Source organism: Neobacillus sp. YIM B06451 (assembly GCF_032667185.1).
GTDB lineage: Bacteria > Bacillota > Bacilli > Bacillales > Cytobacillaceae > Bacillus_D.
Map to the genome: position 1 here is coordinate 363,001 of NZ_JAVFKJ010000001.1, position 18,185 is coordinate 381,185.

An 18,185-nucleotide genomic window follows, 5' to 3' on the forward strand; every position below is an offset into this window, starting at 1 on the left:
GGATGGCGGATGTTCCGCAATGTGGCAGAGCTGGTCGAATTGGCAACCAGCAGGAATGTGAAAATATCGGAAATCATGATAGAACAGGAAGTCGAAGTAACAGGGCGGTCAAGGGAAGAAGTCATTGCGATGATGGACCGTAACCTCCGGGTTATGGAGCAGGCCGTCGAGCGTGGCATCCAGGGGGTCAAATCCCATTCAGGACTTACCGGCGGAGACGCGGTCCTTATGCAGGAATATATAAAAAAAGGCAATTTTTTATCGGGCGAAACATTGCTTGACGCTGTAAGCAAGGCGGTCGCCACGAATGAAGTAAATGCGGCCATGGGCACTATTTGCGCGACACCGACTGCCGGTTCCGCGGGTGTTGTTCCCGGAACGTTGTTTGCCGTGAAAAACAAGCTGAATCCAACACGTGAACAAATGGTTTCCTTTTTGTTCACTTCAGGAGCGTTTGGTTTCGTTGTCGCGAACAATGCGTCCATTTCGGGCGCTGCTGGAGGCTGCCAGGCCGAAGTAGGTTCCGCTGCTGGGATGGCGGCCGCGGCACTAGTCGAGCTTGCGGGAGGAACCCCGGAGCAGTGTGCAGAAGCAATGGCCATTACGTTGAAAAACATGCTAGGGCTTGTTTGCGACCCTGTTGCGGGCCTTGTTGAAGTACCCTGTGTAAAACGTAATGCAATGGGCGCGGCTAACGCGATGGTTGCGGCTGATATGGCGCTCGCCGGGATTAAAAGCAGGATTCCGTGCGACGAGGTAATTGACGCAATGTTTAAGATTGGCCAATCTATGCCAACCGCACTTAAAGAAACAGCACAGGGAGGTTTGGCGGCGACTCCAACCGGCAGGGAGCTGGAAGCGAAAATCTTTGGAATCCCGCTTACAAAACAGTGAATACAAATCTCATGCAATCAGTAAAAATCTTAAAAGGAATTGGCGATGAAACAGCGGAGCTTCTAGCTGACATGAATATTGTTACGATCAAGGATTTGCTCGAACATTTCCCGTACCGCTACGAAGATTACAGGCTGCGCGACCTCGCTGATGTGAAGCATGAGGAGAGAATAACCGTGGAGGGGAAGGTTCATAGTGAGCCTTCCCTTGCCCGTTTTGGAAAAAACAAATCGCGGATGACGGTTCGCTTGCTAGTCGGGCGGTATCTTGTCCAGGCAATCATCTTCAATCAGCCATATTTAAGAAGCAAAATAAAAATAAGTGAAACAGTAACAGTTACGGGTAAATGGGACCAACACAGGATGGCGATTACTGTTTCCGAAATGCATTTTGGTGAAAACAGAGCCGGAAAAATGTTCGAACCCGTCTATACATTGCGGGGCAGCCTAACGATGAAAAACATGCGGAAATACATCGCCCAGGCTTTCGAACTGTATGGGAATGAGCTTGAAGAAACGCTTCCCCAGGGGCTTATTGCTAAATACAGGCTTCCCAATCGGGGAGAGGCATTGAAGATCATGCACTTCCCTGATACACCCGAAGATGTGAAGAAGGCGAGAAGGCGTTTTGTTTACGAAGAGTTCCTTGCCTTTCAATTGAAAATGCAGGCGCTCAGGAAGCTTGAAAGAGAGCAATCCCCTGGGATAGTCCAACAATATGACCTTGCAAAGCTGAAAGCGTTCATCGAAGCCCTCCCCTTTCCGCTGACCGGTGCGCAAAAAAGGGTTGTGAACGAAATTCTTTCTGACCTGAAATCGCCGTACAGAATGAACCGCCTGCTGCAGGGGGATGTCGGTTCAGGGAAAACGGTCGTTGCCGCAATCGGGCTATACGCGACGGTTACAGGGGGAAGGCAGGGCGCGCTGATGGTACCGACCGAAATACTGGCGGAACAGCATGCTGCTTCACTGAAAGAATTGTTCGATCCGTACGGAGTCCGCTGCGAATTGCTGACGAGCTCGATAAAGGGGAAGGCGCGCAAAGAAATTTTGGCGGACCTCGCCGCGGGCGAGATAGATATCCTGATCGGGACGCATGCCCTTATCCAGGAGGAAGTCGCTTTTCACCGGCTTGGTTTTGTCATAACGGATGAGCAGCATCGGTTTGGTGTGGAGCAACGACGTGTCCTGAGGGAAAAGGGGGAAAACCCGGATGTCCTTTTCATGACGGCAACCCCGATTCCAAGAACCCTTGCCATCACTGTTTTTGGAGAAATGGATGTTTCCATTATTGATGAAATGCCAGCAGGGAGAAAAACAATTGAAACGTATTGGGCCCGGCAGGACATGCTGGACAGGGTGCTGGCTTTTATGGAAAAAGAATTGAGGAAGGGACGGCAGGCATATGTCATCTGCCCGCTGATCGAGGAATCGGATAAGCTTGATGTCCAGAACGCGATAGATGTCCACGCTTCCCTCGTTCACTTCTTCCAGGACCGTTTCAAGGCAGGGCTCATGCATGGCCGCCTCCATTCTTCGGAAAAAGAGGAAGTCATGCGTTCGTTTGCCGCGAACGAAATCCAGGTTCTTGTTTCTACCACTGTCGTCGAGGTTGGCGTGAATGTCCCAAATGCCACAGTGATGGTCATTTATGACGCGGAGCGCTTTGGGCTTGCGCAGCTTCATCAGCTAAGGGGCAGGGTCGGCAGGGGCAGCGACCAATCCTACTGCATTCTACTTGCCGAACCGAAGTCGGAGGTAGGCAAGGAGCGGATGAAAATCATGACGGAAACCAACGACGGATTTGTTGTCAGTGAAAAGGATCTCGAATTAAGGGGACCAGGGGACTTTTTCGGGAAGAAGCAGAGCGGGATTCCAGAGTTCAAAGTAGCCGATATGGTCCATGATTACCGGGCTCTTGAAACAGCAAGGGAAGATGCGGCAAAGCTCGTCCAATCAAGGGCATTTTGGGAATCACCCGAGTACGCAAACCTTAGGGAAGGATTAATCGAAGCTGGGTTGCTTAAAGGGGAGAAGCTTGATTGATGCGAGGGCAAACACGATAATTACTCTTGCAATCTGGATTTCTTACTTTTATACTACTATTAGTACCTAGTCATAAGAGCAAATGGCGGTGGATGCGATGAAGCGTAACAAAAAAGAACGGCAGCGGGAGCTAGTATTGACGATAAAGGAAAATCCCTTTATAACCGATGAGGATTTGGCAGAGTTGTTCTCGGTCAGTGTCCAGACAATCCGGCTTGATCGGCTTGAACTGTCCATACCAGAACTTCGGGAGCGAATTAAGAACGTTGCTGAAAAAAAGTTCGAGGATGAAGTACGATCCTTGCCGATAGATGAAGTTATAGGGGATATTATCGATATAGAGCTCGACCAGAGCGCAATCTCCATTTTGGATATAAAAAAAGAGCATGTGTTCAAACGGAACAGGATTGCGAGGGGTCATCACTTGTTCGCACAGGCAAATTCTCTTGCGGTTGCGGTCATTAACGATGAACTCGCATTGACCGCTAAATCCGCCTTGCAGTTTAAAAGGTCCGTGCGTGAAGGCGAGAGGGTTATCTCCAAGGCAAAGGTAACCAGGATTGACAACGAGCATGGCAGGACATTTGTAGAAGTGACAAGTTTTGTGAACAACGAGCCCGTTTTCATCGGGGAATTTGAAATGTTCCGCTCAAATAAAAACAGAGGTGGCAATACGGATGAGGCTGGCAATTGACGCAATGGGCGGTGACCACGCTCCAAAGGAAATCGTCCTTGGTGCGATTAAAGCCGCCGACACATTTAAAGACATTAAAATCCTTCTTGTCGGTGATGAGGCGAAAATCAGGGAAACATTCACCGGACATGACAGGATTTCGATTCTACATACCGATGAAGTTATCCTTGGAACGGATGAGCCTGTAAGGGCTGTAAGGCGAAAAAAGAATGCTTCCATGGTCCTTGCGGCAAGGCAGGTTTCGGAAGGTAATGCGGACGCCTGTATTTCCGCGGGGAATACTGGGGCGCTGATGGCGTCCGGGCTGTTTGTGGTCGGACGGATTGAAGGAATTGACAGGCCAGCCCTTGCGCCGACTCTCCCCACGATTGGCGGGGAAGGATTCCTGCTTCTCGATGTAGGAGCGAATGTGGACGCAAAGCCGGAGCATTTATACCAATTTGCATTAATGGGCTCCGTCTATTCCGAGAAGGTCCGCGGAATGACAAAACCGAGGATTGGGCTCCTTAATATCGGCACGGAGGAAAAGAAAGGGACAGACCTGACAAAGGAAGCCTTTTCCCTCTTAAAGGAATCGGACATGAACTTTGTCGGAAATGTAGAAGCGAGGGACTTGCTGAACGGAGTGGCCGATGTAGTCGTCACGGACGGGTTTACCGGGAACATGGTATTGAAATCGGTGGAAGGAACGGCAATGTCCGTTTTTAAAATGCTAAAAGGGGCGCTTACGTCAAGCCTGAAAAGCAAGCTTGCAGCGGCAGTCCTGAAACCCGACTTGAAGGCATTGAAAGACCAGATGGATTACTCCGAATATGGCGGCGCGGCTTTATTCGGACTAAAAGCTCCGGTTATTAAGGCGCACGGATCTTCCAATGCGCAAGCAATTTTCAGCGCGATCCGCCAAACAAGGGAAATGGTTGCAAACGATGTAACCGGACTGATCAAACAATCGGCGGAAAGGGCAAAACCGGACAAAAACGAATCTTAATGTAAGAGGTGCTTCAATGGGAAAAATCGCATTTATCTTTCCGGGGCAGGGATCCCAAACAGTTGGGATGGGTAAAGAGCTTGCCGGGAATCATGAAAGAAGCAAGGCATTATTTGTAAAAGCGGATGAACTTTTGGGTTATGGTTTGTCTGAAATCATGTTTGAAGGCCCGCAGGAAACGTTGACAAAAACGGTCAACGCCCAACCCGCTTTGCTGACAATCAGCACAGCGCTCCTTGATTTATTCAAGGAATCAGGAATTAAGGCCGATTATGCCGCTGGGCACAGCCTCGGTGAATATTCCGCCCTTGTCGCGGCAGGCGCCCTTACTTTTGAAGAAGGGGTCAGCATCGTAAGGAAACGGGGAGAGTTCATGGAGGAAGCCGTTCCCGATGGTATAGGAACAATGGCCGCTATACTGGGCCTTGAGCGGGGCATTCTGGCAGATGCGGCCGCTGCAGTAACTGCCAATGGTTATCCGGTCCAACTCGCGAATATTAATTGCCCTGGACAAATTGTCATTTCCGGCACTGTGGAAGGCGTTAGGCTGGCGGGCGAAAAAGCGAAGGAAGCAGGAGCAAAAAGGGTCATCCAGCTGGATGTAAGCGGCCCGTTCCATTCAAGCCTAATGGAACCCGCCGCGCAAAAACTGAACGATGTACTTAACGGCGCGCAAATCCGGGATGCATCCGTACCGGTTATCGCAAATGCCGATGCGATGCCAATGGAAGGCGCGGATACAATCAAGTCGAATTTGGTCAAGCAGCTTTATTCTCCTGTATTGTGGGAAGATTCTGTCCGGAAAATGATAGAGCTTGGCGTCGATACATTCATCGAATTCGGCCCTGGGAAGGTGCTCGGCGGACTTGTGAAAAAAATTAGCCGTGATGTAAAAATCTATTCTGTTTCCGATGAACAGAGCTGCATGGCGACCATCGCCGCCCTTAAGGAGGAAAAACAATGAAGCTTGAAGGAAAAACCGCGCTTGTTACCGGCGCGTCAAGGGGTATAGGCAGGGAAATCGCCCTTGAGCTAGCAAGGCAAGGTGCGAATGTTGCCATCAACTTCGCCGGCAGCGAAGCAAGAGCGAATGAGGCTGCGGAGGAAATCAAAGCGATGGGACGGGAAGCCTTTGCCATCCAGGGCGATGTGTCCAACCCGGACGCCGTGGCGGCCATGGTTAAAGAAACGATCGACCGTTTTGGCTCACTGGATATCCTCGTCAACAACGCAGGCATTACAAGGGACAACCTTCTGATGAGAATGAAGGAATCCGAATGGGATGATGTTATCAATATTAACCTTAAAGGCGTTTTCCTTTGCACGAAAGCCGTAACCCGCCAGATGATGAAGCAGCGCAGCGGCCGCATCATCAATATCGCATCAATAGTAGGGGTAAGCGGAAATCCTGGGCAAGCTAATTATGTGGCTGCAAAAGCAGGAGTGATTGGCCTGACAAAGACTGCTGCAAAAGAACTGTCTTCGCGCAACATTAATGTAAACGCAATTGCCCCGGGATTCATTACGACGGACATGACCGACAAACTTACAGAGGACGTCAAGGCGGAAATGCTAAAGCAAATCCCGCTGGCCCGCTTCGGTGAGCCTTCTGATATTGCCAAGGCGGTAGTGTTCCTCGCCTCCGAGGATTCTTCCTATATGACCGGACAGACGCTCCATATTGATGGCGGCATGGTCATGTAAAACGGCCTGGAATTGAGTAAAGTTTCCCCGGTGAAATTTCATCCCGGTTTCGCTTTGCCCCACCTTAACGGGCAGTAAGATTCCCTGCTGGGAATCAACTGCCCCTAAAGGTCCGATTGGCTCAACTAACCATTAGCGGGAACCCCGCCCGCTAACGGAAGTTTCGCTTTACCCCTTTTTTGAAATACTCTATAATAGCTTGAGGGGAGGTGACAAGCATGGCAGAAGTATTAGAACGCGTGACAAAGATCATTGTGGACCGCCTCGGTGTTGACGAATCCCAAGTAACACTTGAAGCTTCCTTTAAAGATGATCTTGGCGCAGATTCCCTTGATGTAGTTGAACTTGTTATGGAATTGGAAGATGAGTTCGATATGGAGATTTCTGACGATGATGCTGAGAAAATCAGCACAGTAGGAGATGCTGTTAATTACATAAATAGCAAAAAATAATCGCAGTTTTCTCGGGCTCCGTTTTCAAACGGAGCTTTCTTCTGTATTATAGAACTACCCAAGGTTTTTCAGAAAAGATTGGCATCCCTAAGAATGATGAAGCAAGGTGGAGACATATGCGCAAAAACAATAAGGAAAAAGATACTGTGGGAACTCGCGCAAAAGATAATCTTTTTAAAGAATTCCAATCTAGGATTGGCATTCTATTTACGGATGAAAAGCTGCTGAAGCAAGCCTTTACCCATTCATCCTATGTTAATGAGCATCGCAGGAAGCTTTTTGAGGACAATGAAAGGCTTGAATTCCTTGGTGATGCTGTACTTGAATTGACCGTATCAAAGTTCCTTTTTAAAAAATATCCAATGATGAGCGAGGGGGAGCTGACAAAGCTCCGCGCGGCGATTGTCTGTGAGCCATCCTTGGTGTCTTTTGCAAATGAACTTTCATTCGGCAAGCTGATATTACTAGGAAAAGGCGAGGAAATGACTGGTGGCCGAACCCGTCCCGCATTGCTCGCGGATGTGTTTGAGGCATTTATCGGCGCATTGTATCTTGACAAAGGTTTGGACGCCGTAGTCGGTTTCCTTGAAAAAACAATTTTTCCAAAAATAAATTCCGGTGTGTTTTCCCACGTCATGGACTTTAAAAGCCAGCTGCAGGAACATGTGCAGCGTGACGGTGCCGGAACGGTAGAGTACAAGGTGCTCCAGGAAAAGGGGCCTGCACACAACAGGGAATTTGTGTCCCGTGTTTCCCTTAACGGGGAGGAGCTGGGAGTGGGCACGGGCCGCTCAAAGAAAGAGGCGGAACAGCTGGCCGCGCAAATGGCGCTTTCACGTCTAAGGCAAACCGGTGGACAGCTGGAAGAGGATGGAGAAAACCGGCAATAGCAAGAGGAGGAAGTAGGCAGTGTATTTAAAACGGCTTGATGTTGTAGGTTTCAAGTCCTTTGCCGAACGGATTGGCGTCGATTTCGTTCCCGGTGTAACGGCCGTAGTAGGGCCAAATGGAAGTGGAAAGAGCAATGTTATCGATGCGATTAGGTGGGTACTTGGCGAGCAATCGGCAAAATCCCTTCGAGGCACAAAAATGGAGGACATTATTTTCGCGGGTAGCGATTCCCGTAAGCCTCTGAATTTCGCTGAGGTCACGCTAACCCTTGATAACGAGGATCAGCGCCTTGCGCTTGAATATAATGAGGTAAGTGTAACAAGGCGGGTGTTCAGGTCGGGTGAGAGTGAGTTTCTCATCAACAAGCAGCCATGCAGGCTAAAGGATATCGTCGATCTTTTCATGGATTCGGGCCTCGGCCGCGAAGCATTTTCGATTATAAGCCAGGGAAAAGTCGAAGAAATTCTAAACAGCAAGGCGGAGGAACGCCGAACCATTTTCGAGGAAGCTGCCGGCGTCCTAAAATATAAGCAACGAAAGAAAAAAGCTGAAAGCAAGCTGGCTGAAACCCAGGACAATTTGAACAGGGTTACGGACATTCTTCATGAATTGGAAAGCCAGGTTGAACCACTTAAAATCCAGGCATCGATCGCCCGTGACTACCAGGAAAAAAAGGAAGAGCTTGAGAAAATTGAGGTCGCACTTACCGTATTTGAAATAGAGGAACTGCATGGAAAGTGGGAAGAGCTTTCCCGTCTTTTCGATGTACATAAGGCGGAGGAAGTTAAATTGTCCGCCTCCCTTCAGAAAAAGGAAGCGGAGATTGAGCAGGCGCGTGATAGGATTGCCGCGGTGGATGAGTCGGTCAGCGATCTGCAAACAGTCCTCCTCCATGCGAGCGAGGAGCTTGAGAAGCTTGAGGGCAGGAAGGAAGTCCTGAAGGAACGAAAAAAGAACGCCGCGCAAAACAAAAAGCAGCTAGAAGAAAGCATTAAAGAACTTTCCGATAAAAAAGCAGCGCTTGAGGGAGAGCGGGAAAAGCTTTTGGCTTCCGCCAAAATGCTCGGCAACGAGGCATCCCGTCTACAGGAGAAACTTAAAGCGAAGCAGGGTGAACTTGTTCTTTTTAGCGAGAACGCCGATGATAAAATCGAGTCACTAAAAAGTGAATACATTGAAGAGCTGAACGCGCAGGCGGGAGCACGGAACGAAACAAAGCTCGTCCTTCAGCAGCTTGAACAGCATGACAGGAAAAGCGCAAGGCTTGACGAAGAGAATGGGCGGTTCCTCGAACAACGTGCGAATGCTGCCCAAAAGGTCGAAGAAATCACCATGGAACTCGAGTCCGTGGCAAAGGACCTGGAATACCAGGTACAAGAGTTTTTAAAAAACAAACGGCACCTTGAAACGGTTTCAGCCAATTATCAGAAGCAGGAAAAAATGCTGTATCAGGCATACCAGTTCCTCCAACAGGCGAAGTCGAGGAAAGAGATGCTTGAGGAAATGGAGGAAGGCTACAACGGCTTTTTCCAGGGGGTTAAGGAAGTTTTAAAGGCGCGGGGGACAAAGCTAAGCGGAATCGAAGGCGCTGTGGCGGAGGTCGTCAATGTTCCAAAAGAATATCAGGCAGCAATCGAAACCGCTCTCGGCGGGGCCCTTCAGCATATAATTGTCGATACGGAACAGAGCGCCAGGGAGGCAATCCAATTTTTAAAAAGGAACTCCTCTGGCCGGGCAACATTCCTTCCGCTAAGTGTTATAAAAAGCAAATTCCCGGCACAGTCCCAGCTTGATTTGGCCAGACAGCATCCATCGTTTATCGGAACCGCATCCGGCCTTGTCGAATTCGAAGATAAATACAGGAATGTCATTGAAAACCTTTTGGGCAATGTATTGATTGCCAGCGACCTAAAAGGCGCGAACGAAATTGCCCGCTCCCTTCAGTACAGGATGAGGGTTGTTACCCTTGAGGGCGATGTTGTTAACGCCGGAGGATCGATGACAGGCGGGGCTGCGAAGCAAAACGCAACAGGCCTTTTGAGCAGGAAAGCAGAACTTGATGAATTAAAGGCGAAGCTTGGCGATATGGAAGAAAAAACGTCCCAGCTTGAACAAGAAGTTAAAGTCCTGAAAACAACCGTTAAGGAAACGGAAGGTCTCCTTGAAGAGTTAAGGAAAAGGGGCGAAGAAAAACGCCTGGAGGAGCAGCGTCTGAAAGGCGCGCTAAGGGAAGCCGAGCTAGAATTGAAAAATATTAGCGACCGCCTTTCCATTTATGATATGGAAAAAGCCCAAATCAACGAGGACAGGGAAAGGCTGCTGTCAAGGAAAAACGAGCTTGAAAGCGCGCTTGATAGCGCAAGGGAGAAAATTCAATTGCTTGACGCGGAAATCGCCAGGCTGTCTGAACAAAAAGCAAAGGCCCTCACATCCAAAGAAGCGGTTTCTGAAGAGATCAACAGCCTTAAAGTTGAATTTGCCGCCAAAAACGAACAATATCTTTATGCCATGGAACAAGTTAACCGTGTGGCGGAAGAACTTGACGGCGTTTCAAATAAGCTGAAAGTACAAATGGAAGACCTCGGCCTTCTTGTTTCCGAAATGGATGGCAGTCTGTCAGGCGAAGGCCATCTTCTTGCCGCCGCGGCGGAGAAACAAAAGGACAAGGAAAACACGCTTAAGCTGATTTCCGAACGCAGGCAGGAAAGGCTACAACTTTCAACGGAACTTGAACAGTCCGAAGCTGAGGCGAAAGAGCTTAGAAGGCTGCATAAAGGGATGGCGGAAGCACTGCGTGATGAGGAAGTTAAGCTGAACAGGCTCGACGTTGAACTTGAAAATAAACTTACCCATCTTCGGGAAGAGTATTTGCTTACGTTTGAAGGGGCGAAGGAAAACCACCCACTCCTCCTTCCGCCTGATGAAGCCAGAAGGAAGGTAAAACTCATTAAGCGGGGCATCGAGGAGCTTGGGACGGTTAATCTGGGTGCCATCGAGGAGTATGAGCGTGTATCTGAGCGTTATGAATTTTTGCTGGAGCAAAAAAATGACCTGCAGGAAGCGAAGGATACACTCCATCTTGTAATCAGTGAAATGGATGAAGAGATGATAAAAAGATTCGAAGAGACATTCTCCGCTATCCGCATGCATTTCGAGCCTGTCTTTAAGGCGTTGTTCGGAGGGGGACGCGCGGATTTGCGGCTTACGAATCCGGATGATCTCTTGCATACAGGTGTTGATATTGTCGCTCAGCCTCCAGGGAAAAAGCTTCAAAACCTTGGCCTCCTATCCGGGGGTGAAAGGGCGTTGACAGCCATCGCCCTGCTGTTTTCAATCCTCAAAGTCCGCCCGGTACCATTCTGTATCCTGGATGAGGTGGAAGCAGCGCTTGATGAGGCGAATGTGTACCGCTTTAGCCAATATTTGAAGCGCTATAGCGCAGGCACCCAGTTCATCGTCATCACCCACAGGAAAGGAACGATGGAGGAAGCCGATGTCCTTTATGGGGTCACTATGCAGGAATCAGGGGTTTCCAAGCTTGTTTCTGTAAGGCTGGAGGATTCGAAAGAGCTGGTTGAAACATAAAACAAGGACGTGTTGAAATGAGTTTTTTCAAAAAATTAAAAGAAACCTTTACAAAGCAAACCGACAGTGTAACCGACAAATTCAGGGAAGGGCTTTCGAAAACGAGAAATAGCTTTTCCGGAAAAGTGAATGACCTTGTCGCCAGATACCGCAAAGTGGACGAGGACTTTTTTGAAGAACTTGAAGAAATCCTAATCCAGGCGGATGTCGGCTTTGACACTGTAATGGAATTGATCGATCAGTTGAAATACGAGGTAAAGCGCCGGAATATTAGTGACCCAGCAGAAGTCCAGAACGTTATATCCGAGAAGCTCGTTGATATTTACAATGCCGGAGGAAACGAATCCTCCAGATTGAATATCCAAGAAAACGCACTTACTGTAATCCTTTTTGTAGGAGTCAACGGCGTTGGCAAGACCACGACAATTGGAAAGCTTGCCCATAAATTCATTTCAGAAGGAAAAACTGTTCTGATGGCGGCGGGCGATACATTCCGCGCAGGGGCAATCGACCAGCTTGAAGTATGGGGCGACCGTGTAGGGGCCACTGTCATTAAGCAGGCGGAGGGTTCAGATCCGGCAGCTGTCATGTTCGATGCGATCCAGGCTGCGAAGTCGAGGAAAGCGGATATCCTTCTTTGTGACACGGCCGGGCGGCTACAGAATAAAGTTAATTTAATGAAAGAGCTTGAAAAGGTGAAAAGGGTCATCGAAAGGGAAATCCCCGGCGCTCCCCACGAAGTGCTGCTTGTACTTGATGCAACGACAGGGCAAAACGCGCTTATCCAGGCAAAAACATTCAAGGAAGCGACGGATGTAACCGGCATCGTCCTTTCGAAACTGGACGGAACTGCAAAGGGAGGCATTGTCCTTGCCATCCGGAATGAATTGAACATCCCTGTGAAATTTGTCGGCCTCGGGGAAAAGATGGATGACCTTCAGGAATTCGACCCCGAAAAATATGTGTACGGCCTGTTTGCAGACCAGGTTGACAAAACTGAATAATCAACAAACGAACAGTATCGCAAAAAATGGCGGTACTGTTTTTTTGTGATTGCACTTTATTAACCTGAAGTGTAAAATTACACTAAGTTAGTTGCTAAAAAGTGGAGCAAAAAGGAAAGAACATACGTCTAATCTAGTAAGCAATCATTAGGGGGAATCATTTTGGCTCTAAAAAACAGAAAATTGGTTCTATTTTTGATATTTTTTCTTTTATTTTCTTTTATCCCCTTCCCTGCTTCGGCAGCCGTGGACGGGCTTAAGATTTCAACAAAGGCAGGTTTTAATGGCTATGTAAAAACAGGCAGGGGCTTTCCAGTTTCGGTCACTGTCGAAAACAGCGGTAACGATTTTAAAGGTGACCTGCTTATCAACTTTTATCCTACATACAGTTCATCCGGCTCAAGGGCAATCCATATCGATGTACCAAAGGGGAGCAAAAAAACATACAGTGTTTCCTTTCCCGGCATTACCGATGAAGGCCAGTATACCAATCCTACTGGCAAGAATATTTTCCTGTACGAAGGCAGCTGGAAAAACGGCAAGGAAGTAGAATTCCAAGGCTCAAAGACACTGGCTATAAAATACACCGACCAATCATGGAAAACGCTTGGCATCCTGAGCGAGGAGCCCGATCGGCTGAAGGAGCTGAGGCCGTTGCCAGCGGACAGCAAAATTGAGACTGTTGTCCTTGAGGGTTCCAACATTCCAGACGAACAGTCCGGGCTTGATTATTTTGATTACATCCTGCTCGATGGTTTTCCTGTTACAAGCCTGAAACCAGACCAGCAAGAAGCGCTGCTTGCCTGGGTGAAAAGTGGGGGAGTCTTGATTGCTGGCGGAGGGCCGAATGTGGTCCAGGCATATGGCAAGCTTTACAGCGAACTTCCAATGGAAACTCGTATCGAATCAAGGGCCGACCTTACCGGCCTGGAAAGCTCCATCAATCCGGGGAATGAATTCAAATCCGTGCCCGTTTACTTCGGAGCATCTTCAGCGAAGGGAGCGGAAGTGATCCTGAAATCCGGAGAAACGCCTATTGTCGCCAAAAGGGGAGTCGGGAATGGGGAGATTTGGCAAACCGCATTTTCTCCCGGCGAGGAACCCTTTTCATCCTGGAAAGGCTACGGCGAATGGTTTTCCTCCATCCTGGTGAAGGCGCGCCCTTTAAAAGCTGGAAACGTATCAGGATATTTCAACCCTTATGATAGCTACTTTTCAAATGTCGCCGATGTAAATGAGTATTTTCCCTCGGTCCACTTTTCAACCGGCCAGATTGTCTTGATGCTGGTATTTTATGTGTTGCTTGCCGGGCCAGCGCTTTATTTTATTTTAAAAAGGATTGATCGAAGGGAACATGCCTGGTGGATTGTCCCTTCCATAGCTCTTGTATGCTCAGCTGCAATCTTTGCCATTGGCGCGAAGGACCGGATTGCAAGCCCCCAGGTTAGCCAAATGGGAGTGTATAAAGCTTTTGGAGGCCGAATGAACGGCATTGAAGCTGTTTCACTTTTATCGAATACCGGTGGAGATTATACGTTTTCTTTTAAGGGCGGAGAGTTCAACGGGATCCCCGGGTCTTCTTTCGGTCCCTCTCCAGCCCCGCAGCGCTTTGCGGTTATTGAAAAAGGGAGGAAAGAGGATTCCGCCACGTTCCGGAATGTTGAATATTGGTCAACAAGGACATTGTACGGGAGTGCCTCGATCGAAAAAGCTGGCGGATTCGAAACAGATTTCCATTATTCCGGCGGGAAAATTACAGGAACCATTGAAAACCACTTTCCCTTTGATTTTGAAAATGTATATTTTTGGTCTGGTATGAAAAAAGTCGAGCTTGGCCCTATGAAAAAAGAATCGGTGCTTAACGTGGACCACGAACTAAACCAAAAGTACTTATTAGCGCCAAGTTTCGGTGGATATGGATCCCAAGGTCCCGGCTTTTATGGCGCGGAAATAGAAAAAATGAAAAAAAGCAGGCTTGAGAATGAAGGGATCAGCTTCCTATACAATCAATCCAGGGCCCAAAACAAGCCAATTGTTTATGGCATGACTAAGGACCAGGTATTGCATGCCGACCTTGTAAATAAAAAAGAAAAAACGACCAGCATTTCGCTCATCTATCAGGATGTGGAAATTGCAGGGGAAGTTAACGGGGCATTCACGGTTAACGAGGATTCCCTTTCGTTCGATCTGATTCCAATCAAAGGCGGGAACATCGACTTTCCGCCTGGAGGTAAAGAGGCATACCTGGAATATGGCATATATGAGTACACTCTTCATCTGCCCCCACAGCTATCAACGGGAACAGAAAAGTTTGAGGAAATTTCAATCATGCTACAGACTGGCCAGGCCGTTTATTCGATTAAAGATGTAAAGAGCGGCGAATTCATGAGTCTGGAAAGTCCGGTGACCAGCATTACGGACGGGCCGGAGAGATTTGTATCCGCAAACGGTGAAATCACGATACGGCTTGACAAAACAGGGCAAGGCGACCCGAACGTACGTTTGCCATCGGTCACAATCAAGGGGGTAGCGGGAAAATGATCGAGATAATGGAATTAACAAAAAAGTATGGCAGGTTTACCGCCCTTGACTCCCTTACGCTGAATATAGAAAAAGGGACCGTGTTTGGCTTCGTCGGGGCAAACGGCGCGGGCAAATCTACAACTTTCTCAATTTTGGCGACACTTTTGGCGCCGACTTCCGGAACAGCCTATATAAATGGTTGTAACATTGGCAAGGAACCCGCTTTGGTCAGGAGACAAATAGGGTATATGCCGGATTTCTTCGGGGTCTATGATCAACTGAAGGCCATCGAGTATCTTGATTTTTACGGAGCAAGCTATGGAATCCCGGCTTCGGAAAGGACAAAGCTAATTCCGCAGCTTCTTGATCTGGTCAACCTGTCCCATAAGGCGGACTCGTATGTCGATGTTCTTTCGAGGGGAATGAAACAGAGGCTTTGCCTTGCAAGATCGCTCATCCATGATCCCGAAGTGCTCATCCTGGATGAGCCTGCATCCGGGCTCGATCCGCGGGCGAGGGTTGAAATGCGGGAAATCCTGAAAGAATTGAAGAATATGGGGAAAACAATTTTAATTTCATCCCATATACTGCCTGAGCTATCGGAAATGTGCGACACCATTGGGATCATTGACCAAGGCAGGCTCGTCGCCCAAGGTTCAGTGGCTGAAATCCAAAGGCACCTGCAGGGCGAGAAACTGATCACCGTAAAAATCGGGGGCGACCTGGACGGGGCCGCGTCATTTTTTGAAGATCATCATCTAGTCAGCCGCCTTGAAAAGAACGCAGAAGGGGATAGGGTACAGTTTGTTTTCAGCGGTACAGACGAAGACCAATTCCTTCTTTTAAAAAAGGCAATCGCCGCGGAAATAAAAATCATCAGCTTTTCTGAGGCTGAGTCCAATCTCGAAGATGTATTCATGGAAATTACGAAAGGGGTGGAACTGTCATGAGGCTATTTTTAAATCCAGTCCTTATTAAGGAATATAAGCTAAGGTTCCGCTCCTTTAAAAGTTTTCTCGGGCTCATGTTTTATTTACTGGCAGTTTCTATCTTCGTCGCCGGTTTTATCTTTCTAAATTCCCAATCGATGGGGAGCGCGTTTGTAAGGCCTGATACGAGTAGGATGATGTTCATGATTCTTTCCTTCATCCAGCTTGGGCTAGTCCTTTTCATAACTCCGGGGCTGACCGCCGGCGTCATCAGCGGGGAAAGGGAGAAACAAACGCTAAATATCCTGCTAACGACAACCCAAAGTTCAGGAGCCATCATCATCGGCAAACTTGTATCCTCCGTTTCCTTTTTGATGCTGATGATTTTTGCAAGCTTGCCAATCTATAGCATCGTTTTCCTGTTTGGGGGCATCTCGCCGCTTCAGCTCCTGACCGTGCTCGGATACTATATGTTTATTATCTTCGTATTTGGAAGTTTTGGCGTGCTTTATTCCACATTGATTCGGAAGACAATTGTTTCAATGATCTCAACGTATGGGACGGCTCTGTTTTTTACGGCTGGAACGGCTTTTCTGATGGTCGTGTCATTGCAGTTCGGCAATGGAGTCCAGGGGGCCAATCCAGTACCATACTTCTTCGCAATGCTCAATCCCTTCGCCATTTTGCTCGGCATATTCGAGCCTGGCGCGCTAGAGGACCTCGGCAGACAGACGGGGATTAAGTTCCCGTTATGGGCCGCGCAGCTGATTTCCTACACGCTCCTTTTTGGGGCGGCAATTTTTATTAGTATCCGTAAACTTCGTCCAAAAGCAGGAACAAAACGTTAAAAGGAGTGGCGGAAATGGATGATAAAAGGCAGTTTCTCAAGCTTTTGTCTCCGGTAAGGCGGCAACTGAGGCTGGCCCGGGTGTTTACCGCGGTGCAATACGGGCTGGCGTCCGCCGGGGCTGGCTATGTGGCTGTGCTGCTTCTGGCGAGGATGGTTGTTTTTCCGTACTATGTTGCGGCAGCCATAGTTTGTTCTGTGCTGGCCTTTCTTTCTGTGTTTCTAGTTTCAGTTAGGCATTTTCCGGGTTGGAAGGAAGCAGCCGCGCTTTACAACAGCTATGTTCCTGAAGACAGGGTCCTTTCCGCCCATTCCTTTCATGGTAGGGAAGGAGCCATCGAAAAGCTGCTCTTAGCGGAAGCAATTACTTACATGAAAAGGGAACAGGATCGCGTCCTTTCCCGGAAAAAGAAATACCCAATCACAAAATGGTTCGCAGCCGGCCTTCTTCTTGCCGCGGCGGCCGTGTCACTGGGACAATTTCCGAATAAGAAGATCGAACTGGCCGAAAAAAGGCAAACCGAGCTTGCCGCCATTAAAAAAGCGGAAGAAGCTGTGGCCGAGAAAATGAAAAAAGAGAAAGATCCACTCGCACAAAAAGAGCTTGAAGAATTGATGAAGGAACTCGAAAAAGCCCGGAGCCCAGAAGAGGCTTTGAAAGCAATCGACCGAAAAAGAAAAGAGCTCGCCCTGAAAGAATTGAAGGAAAGAGAGAAAACCTCAGAGCTCGAATCTCTTATAAATGAGTTGAAAGAGGCTGGGCTTGAAAACCTTGCTTCTTCCATAGCTGAAAAGGATGTTGAAAAGGCTTTGGAAGAAATTCGCCGGCTTTCGAAAAACGGTGAACAACGAACGCCTGCCCAATCGGCCGCGCTGAAAAAGCTTGCCGGGGCGGATAGCGCTCTTTCAGAGGAACAACTCGCCAAGCTCCGGAAAAAGCTTGAGGAAACATTCCAGGCTGAAAACGATACGAAAGTATTGGCCTCTGTTCAAGATACATTAACAAAACAAGGCCAAAAAATGCAAAGCGAGATGGCTGCAAACGGTCTTTCAACAGACGGATTCGCGATGGGAACTCAAAACGTTTCGCCTGATGGCCAGACGCCATCAACGGGCAGCCAGGGGAAAAACGACCCGGTAAACAACGGTGCGACCGGCAACCAGTCTGGTAGTAGCCCTAATACCGGTTCAACTCCCGGAAACGGACCGGAAAATGGCAACGGAAATGGGTCAGGAACGGGGGTTGGGAACGGCGCCGGGCAAGGTAGCGGATCCGGCAGCTCCCCTGGACAAGGGAATGGAAGCGGTACCGGTAACGGCACTGGTCAAGGCGGCAATGCTGGCAAAGGGGCTGGATTAGGGCAGGGAGCGCAGGAGTTCCTGACTGTCCCAGAGAAAATTGGCGGGAACACAACGGTCGAAGCGGATTTCGGGAAGCTTGGTGAAGGAGGCTCATCCCAATTCGAAAGCGACGGACCCGTCCAGCGCGGGACGATCCGTCCTTATGAGGAGGTTTATGGTGAGTACGCCGCAGCCTACCGCAACAGCCTCGACAGGGTCAAGCTGCCGGGCGGCCTTGAAAATATCGTTAAAAATTACTTTTCTGATTTGGATCCCGAGAAGGAGTGA

General features: G+C 48.7%; 14 protein-coding genes. All 14 read left to right on the top strand.

Annotated elements, in window-relative coordinates; all coding sequences use genetic code 11:
• The first annotated feature begins 9 nt into the window (after positions 1-9).
• Positions 10-894 (top strand): L-serine ammonia-lyase, iron-sulfur-dependent, subunit alpha, encoded by an 885-nt coding sequence (gene sdaAA, locus RB160_RS01720; protein WP_316568478.1) that lies wholly within the window; start codon positions 10-12, stop codon positions 892-894.
• A complete protein-coding gene (recG, locus tag RB160_RS01725; protein WP_396954652.1) occupies positions 891-2,939 on the top strand; it encodes an ATP-dependent DNA helicase RecG in 2,049 nt (682 codons plus the stop codon). The genes sdaAA and recG overlap by 4 nt, the downstream gene beginning before the upstream one ends.
• A 97-nt stretch (positions 2,940-3,036) precedes the next feature.
• Positions 3,037-3,633, top strand: a complete 597-nt coding sequence (gene fapR / locus RB160_RS01730) for a transcription factor FapR (RefSeq protein WP_316568480.1) — start codon at positions 3,037-3,039, stop codon at positions 3,631-3,633.
• The gene (gene plsX / locus RB160_RS01735; RefSeq protein ID WP_316568481.1) at positions 3,617-4,621 is read left to right on the top strand and encodes a phosphate acyltransferase PlsX; all 1,005 of its coding nucleotides are present in this window, start codon (positions 3,617-3,619) and stop codon (positions 4,619-4,621) included. The genes fapR and plsX overlap by 17 nt, the downstream gene beginning before the upstream one ends.
• A gap of 16 nt (positions 4,622-4,637) precedes the next feature.
• Entirely contained in the window at positions 4,638-5,585 is a 948-nt protein-coding gene (fabD, locus tag RB160_RS01740) for an ACP S-malonyltransferase (RefSeq protein WP_316568482.1), read from the top strand.
• Positions 5,582-6,325 (top strand): 3-oxoacyl-[acyl-carrier-protein] reductase, encoded by a 744-nt coding sequence (gene fabG, locus RB160_RS01745; protein ID WP_316568483.1) that lies wholly within the window; start codon positions 5,582-5,584, stop codon positions 6,323-6,325. The genes fabD and fabG overlap by 4 nt, the downstream gene beginning before the upstream one ends.
• Before the next feature lie 218 nt (positions 6,326-6,543).
• Positions 6,544-6,777, top strand: coding sequence for an acyl carrier protein (locus RB160_RS01750; protein WP_066200792.1), 234 nt, complete (start codon positions 6,544-6,546; stop codon positions 6,775-6,777).
• A 116-nt stretch (positions 6,778-6,893) separates the two neighbouring features.
• Complete coding sequence (gene rnc / locus RB160_RS01755) at positions 6,894-7,667, top strand: ribonuclease III (RefSeq protein ID WP_316568484.1); 774 nt, start codon at positions 6,894-6,896, stop codon at positions 7,665-7,667.
• Between the two features lie 19 nt (positions 7,668-7,686).
• Positions 7,687-11,253 carry a chromosome segregation protein SMC gene (smc, locus tag RB160_RS01760; RefSeq protein ID WP_316568485.1) on the top strand — a complete coding sequence of 1,189 codons (3,567 nt, stop codon included), beginning with the start codon at positions 7,687-7,689 and terminating at the stop codon, positions 11,251-11,253.
• Positions 11,254-11,270: 17 nt separating this feature from the next.
• The gene (gene ftsY / locus RB160_RS01765; RefSeq protein WP_316568486.1) at positions 11,271-12,257 is read left to right on the top strand and encodes a signal recognition particle-docking protein FtsY; all 987 of its coding nucleotides are present in this window, start codon (positions 11,271-11,273) and stop codon (positions 12,255-12,257) included.
• Between the two features lie 162 nt (positions 12,258-12,419).
• Complete coding sequence (locus RB160_RS01770; RefSeq protein WP_316568487.1) at positions 12,420-14,798, top strand: hypothetical protein; 2,379 nt, start codon at positions 12,420-12,422, stop codon at positions 14,796-14,798.
• Positions 14,795-15,730: an ABC transporter ATP-binding protein gene (locus tag RB160_RS01775; RefSeq protein ID WP_316568488.1), complete on the top strand. Its 936-nt coding sequence runs from the start codon at positions 14,795-14,797 to the stop codon at positions 15,728-15,730. The genes RB160_RS01770 and RB160_RS01775 overlap by 4 nt, the downstream gene beginning before the upstream one ends.
• Positions 15,727-16,557 (top strand): ABC transporter permease, encoded by an 831-nt coding sequence (locus RB160_RS01780; protein ID WP_316568489.1) that lies wholly within the window; start codon positions 15,727-15,729, stop codon positions 16,555-16,557. The genes RB160_RS01775 and RB160_RS01780 overlap by 4 nt, the downstream gene beginning before the upstream one ends.
• A gap of 14 nt (positions 16,558-16,571) precedes the next feature.
• A complete protein-coding gene (locus RB160_RS01785) occupies positions 16,572-18,185 on the top strand; it encodes a hypothetical protein (protein ID WP_316568490.1) in 1,614 nt (537 codons plus the stop codon).